The organism is Bathymodiolus platifrons methanotrophic gill symbiont, from assembly GCF_002189065.1.
In the GTDB taxonomy this organism is placed as follows: Bacteria; Pseudomonadota; Gammaproteobacteria; order Methylococcales; family Methylomonadaceae; genus Methyloprofundus.
In genome coordinates, this window is sequence record NZ_BDMN01000223.1 from 1 (window position 1) to 4,355 (window position 4,355).

The 4,355-nt window shown below is 39.3% G+C and carries 5 protein-coding genes; 2 read left to right on the forward strand and 3 right to left on the reverse strand.

From position 1 onward, the window contains the following. Positions 1-677: 677 nt before the first annotated feature. Entirely contained in the window at positions 678-1,109 is a 432-nt protein-coding gene (locus tag CDZ78_RS12835) for a hypothetical protein (protein ID WP_087870369.1), read from the forward strand. Beyond that, a complete protein-coding gene (locus CDZ78_RS12840; RefSeq protein WP_087870370.1) occupies positions 1,109-2,020 on the forward strand; it encodes a glycosyltransferase family 2 protein in 912 nt (303 codons plus the stop codon). The genes CDZ78_RS12835 and CDZ78_RS12840 overlap by 1 nt, the downstream gene beginning before the upstream one ends. 383 nt (positions 2,021-2,403) lie before the next feature. On the opposite strand, the gene CDZ78_RS12845 is transcribed toward CDZ78_RS12840, so the two are convergent. The 3 genes from CDZ78_RS12845 to CDZ78_RS12855 all read right to left on the reverse strand — a co-directional run bounded on the left by CDZ78_RS12845 (position 2,404) and on the right by CDZ78_RS12855 (position 4,148). Then, positions 2,404-3,213 (reverse strand): formate dehydrogenase accessory sulfurtransferase FdhD, encoded by an 810-nt coding sequence (locus CDZ78_RS12845; RefSeq protein WP_174664578.1) that lies wholly within the window; start codon positions 3,211-3,213, stop codon positions 2,404-2,406. 2 nt (positions 3,214-3,215) lie between these two features. After that, on the reverse strand, positions 3,216-3,806 hold the full coding sequence (mobA, locus tag CDZ78_RS12850; RefSeq protein ID WP_087870371.1) for a molybdenum cofactor guanylyltransferase MobA: 591 nt from the start codon (positions 3,804-3,806) through the stop codon (positions 3,216-3,218). Positions 3,807-3,923: 117 nt separating this feature from the next. Next, entirely contained in the window at positions 3,924-4,148 is a 225-nt protein-coding gene (locus CDZ78_RS12855) for a hypothetical protein (RefSeq protein ID WP_087870372.1), read from the reverse strand. Between the last annotated feature and the right edge of the window lie 207 nt (positions 4,149-4,355).

The following is a 4,355-nucleotide window of genomic DNA, read 5'->3' on the forward strand; positions in this document are numbered from 1 at the left end:
AGCTAAATCATGGGTTACTTCTGTCGAACCCTCTGGAAACATAGGAAGTTGTCGCTGAGCCATTAGTTTTTTCCGGCAAGTGTAGTCTCGGTTAGTCTACGAATAATGTAAAAAGGGTATCATTACAAAATCAGAGGGATATGAAAAGAGTTACTTGAATTTCATGGGCAAAAAGTTTGTTATTCGTTGATTTTAATGTAATTTAATACTTAACTGGGGGGATTTATGTAAAGGTAGAGGTCTGGTGCTCTGACCTTAATGGCAAAGCGTTTGCCCAGCTTATACAACAAAATGACACCCGCATAGAGCAAGCCCAATCTACCCAGAACTGGTGGGACTGGGAAACACTTGATTCACCATTACAAGGGCATTATGTTGATGGAAGTTCATTACCCACAACCCCCATATCAAAAACAGATGCTGAAAGCATAATCGATACAGCGACACAAACATTTCAGAAGATATTTAATGTTCCCAGTATTAGTACCGTCGCACCCTGCTATTTATGGAATGATGAAATTGAACTGGAATGGTACAAGCAGGGTATTCAGGTTATACAAACAACTGGCTACCGTTGCACTGGCCGCGATGCAACAGGAAAGTACACACAAAACCCACCCCTGATTCGCGTAGGTGACAGTAACAAGCTGGGACAAATTTATCTGGTAAGAAATGTAATGTATGAACCTGTTGATGGTAAAAATACAGCAGATACAGCCTACAAGGAAGCGGTTATCGCGTTTAAACAAGCTCTACCGATTAGCATATCAACACACCGTTATAACTACACACGCAGCATTCAAGAACACCAAGCATCATTAGCGGGATTAAATACCTTATTAAATAATATCACTAGAAAACTTGCTGATATTCGCTTTGTATCATCTCCTGAACTGGGTCGCTCGATTACAACACCAGCCCAAGAGGTTGTTAATCAGTTTGAACCAAGCAGCTACCCGGCCATAAAAAGACTCGATGGCCCAGCAAAGCTCAGCCCTTTTCTGTATCGCTTATATTATCGCCATCCCAAGCTAGTGATTGCAAGCTACCTTAGCGGTCTGATAATCCCCGCCTGGATTATCTGTAAAACACAGAAAAAATCAGCTTAATGAAAATCAGCGCGATAATACCCGCATATAATAGCCAGGATTTTATACTAGATGCCATTAAAAGTATCCAGAGACAAACTCACGCTGTTGATGAAATCATCATTATAGATGATGGTTCTGTTGATAATACCCAGTTCATAGTACAAAACCTAGGCATTGCAAATATTAAATATATCAGACAAGAAAATCAGGGACCTTCCAGTGCCAGAAACAGAGGCATTAAAATAGCACAGGGAGACTGGCTTGCCTTTTTAGACGCTGATGATCAATGGCTCGAAGATAAAATAGAAAAACAACTTGAAGCCCTGGCACTCTCGCCGGAATTACATCTTATTGCTGGAGATATGCAGGAAATCGGCATTGATAATAAAGTCATAACTCAGTCGGTACTTGCTAAACACAATCTTTTGCAGAAATTCCAGACCAATCAATCACGAGCGATTAAAAATGCATTGGCTGAGTTAGTTCAAAAAAACTTTATTCCAACCGGCACTGTTTTAGTGAAACGCGCAACACTGATAGAGTCAGGCATGTTCAATAACCTCATTCATTTTGGAGAAGACCTTGAACTATGGGCAAAAATTGCAGCTAAGCACCCTATCACCTGTATGCCTGATATATTGATGCTACGCCGATTGCATGAACAAAATGCTACCAGCTCGACAACCCCGATGTTAATAGATTTAGTGACTGTCATGCAATCAATTAGAAAACACACAAAAGCAACACTCACGGCGCAAAATATATCTGCCAATAAGTTAGTGGCTGATGCGTGGGCAACACTTGGCTATTGGTACTTTGTAAATGTAGATTACCCACAAGCACAAACAGCTTTCTGGAACTCTTTAAAAGAACAATATAACAAGCGAGCTCTCATTTATCTGAAGTTTCCCAATAATTATTTATGGTAAAATTGAAACTATGCTACAACTATATGAAAAAAATAGTCTTTTCATTCGTTTCAAATGCTATTGCCTAAGGGGAATTAAGTAGGGGTTTGCTATAAACATGGCAAAACCACCTAAAATAAACCTCGATACACCAGCATTGTGTATTTCAGCTACTCAATAATTGGGAAACTTCAGTCATTTATCTTAGTGCATGTTTACTACCAAAGGGATTGATAAAAATCAGCCGAAAAATAAAACAGGTACTTTCCTTCTAAGGTGATTAGCGAAAAAGAACATACCAGATTACGCATGATTTTTGTTCATCTTCAAAGCCTGCCCCGTACTTGATACGGGGGCGCGATTACAGCTGCGCAATGTAACTTTAGTCGCAACGATGTAAGCGCTCAATCAAGCGCGTCAAACTCAATATTCTGCGCACCATTAAGAACCATAAAATGTTTACCACGTGACCTGGAAATCAAAGTTACACCTGATAACTGAGCCATTTCAAGGCCCATTTGTGTTGCGCCTGAGCGCGAAAGTAAAACAGGGATACCCATTTGTGAAACTTTAATCACCATTTCAGAGGTTAAACGCCCTGTGGTATAAAAAATCTTGTTATCACCCGACACACCGTTCAACCACATATATCCTGCAATAACATCTACTGCATTATGTCGCCCCACATCTTCGACAAATAACTCTAGCTGATCCCCAGTGTATAACGCACACCCATGTACGGCCCCTGCTTTTTTATACACCTCATTATGCTCTCTGACTGAATCCAGCAACGCGTATAAAGTTGACTGTCGAACACTATTTTCAGGCACACGAATTTTCTGCAATTTTTCCATTAAACGCCCAAAAACAGTTCCTTGCCCACAACCAGTAGTTACCGTACGCCGTTCCATTTGCTTTGAAAAATCACTATCTTCCCGTGCTGTTACAACGGCTACCGATTCAGTTTCCCAATCCACCTGAACAACTTTAATCTCTGCAATATCTTCAAAAAATCCCTGATTTTTTAAATATCCTAGAGTCAATAATTCCGGGTGCGAACCAATCGTCATTAAGGTAACAATCTCCTGTTTATCCACATAAATAGTCATTGCCCTTTCGCCCACCAGCTGCACTTCCCGCGTTGCTCCTGTTTCGTCAACACCAACCGCTGCTTTGGCAACACTTAAACCCGCATTTGTCATTTCTGGTTGCATGATTATTCCTTAGTCGCTAATTCGGCTAATTGTTCCGGTGTATTAATATTAGAGAAAAATTCGGGGTTAGCGCTAAAATCCACTTTTATCCATTTATGTTGATCAAACCAGCGATCTATCTTACGCTCTCCCTGTGCTAAATAATTTTGCAGGCTGTTTTTAAGAGAACTTTTGATGACCATAAAAACCGGATGTATCCGCTCTCCATCAAATGCCACAGCAATATCAGCCTGACAACGTTCTCGTTCATCAATCAAAGTCTGCAAGCCTGACGCAGTCATAAAAGGAGTATCACAGGGCATAACCAGCAAAACATCATTAGCACAGACCTTTAAAGCGGCATAAACCCCCGCTAATGGCCCTGCAAAATCATCTCTTGCATCACTTATTACAGGATAATTAAATTGCTGATATTGCTCAATATTACGATTAGCATTGATAAACAACTCATCCACCACAGGCATAATCGCCTGCAACGCATAATTAATCATTGCTTTATTATTAAATTGGACCAAGCCTTTATCCTGCATATTCATACGCCTAGCTAAACCGCCCGCAAGAACGACACCTGATATTTTTGATTGTTTATTCATTGGATAATTTTGTAACTATAACCTTCACTGAAATAAAGGGGTCAGAACCCTTTTCTACAAGAGAACGGTTCGTAATTCGAAATATACCTCACCCATCTAAGAAAAATAAGTGCTTCACTAACATAATTGTTTCTTTTGTAAATAGTGATTAATACTATTTAACACTTCATTAATTTCTTTAAAATACACCATAGCCAGCTGAATTCCAGCAATCATTTCTTCCTGATTTGTTGAGTATTCATGAGTCAGCTTATTTCTAATTGTTCGATAGTTCATCCACTGGTCTGCTTGTGTAATAATTTCCAGCTTTTCCAGTTTATCTAAACAATCAATTAATGCCATACTATCCTTATACTGAAGTTTCCCAATTATTGAGTAGCTGAAATACACAATGCTGGTGTATCGAGGTTTATTTTAGGTGGTTTTGCCATGTTTATAGCAAACCCCTACTTAATTCCCCTTAGGCAATAGCATTTGAAACGAATGAAAAGACTATTTTTTTCATATAGTTGTAGCATAGTTTCAATTTTACCATAAATAATTATTGGG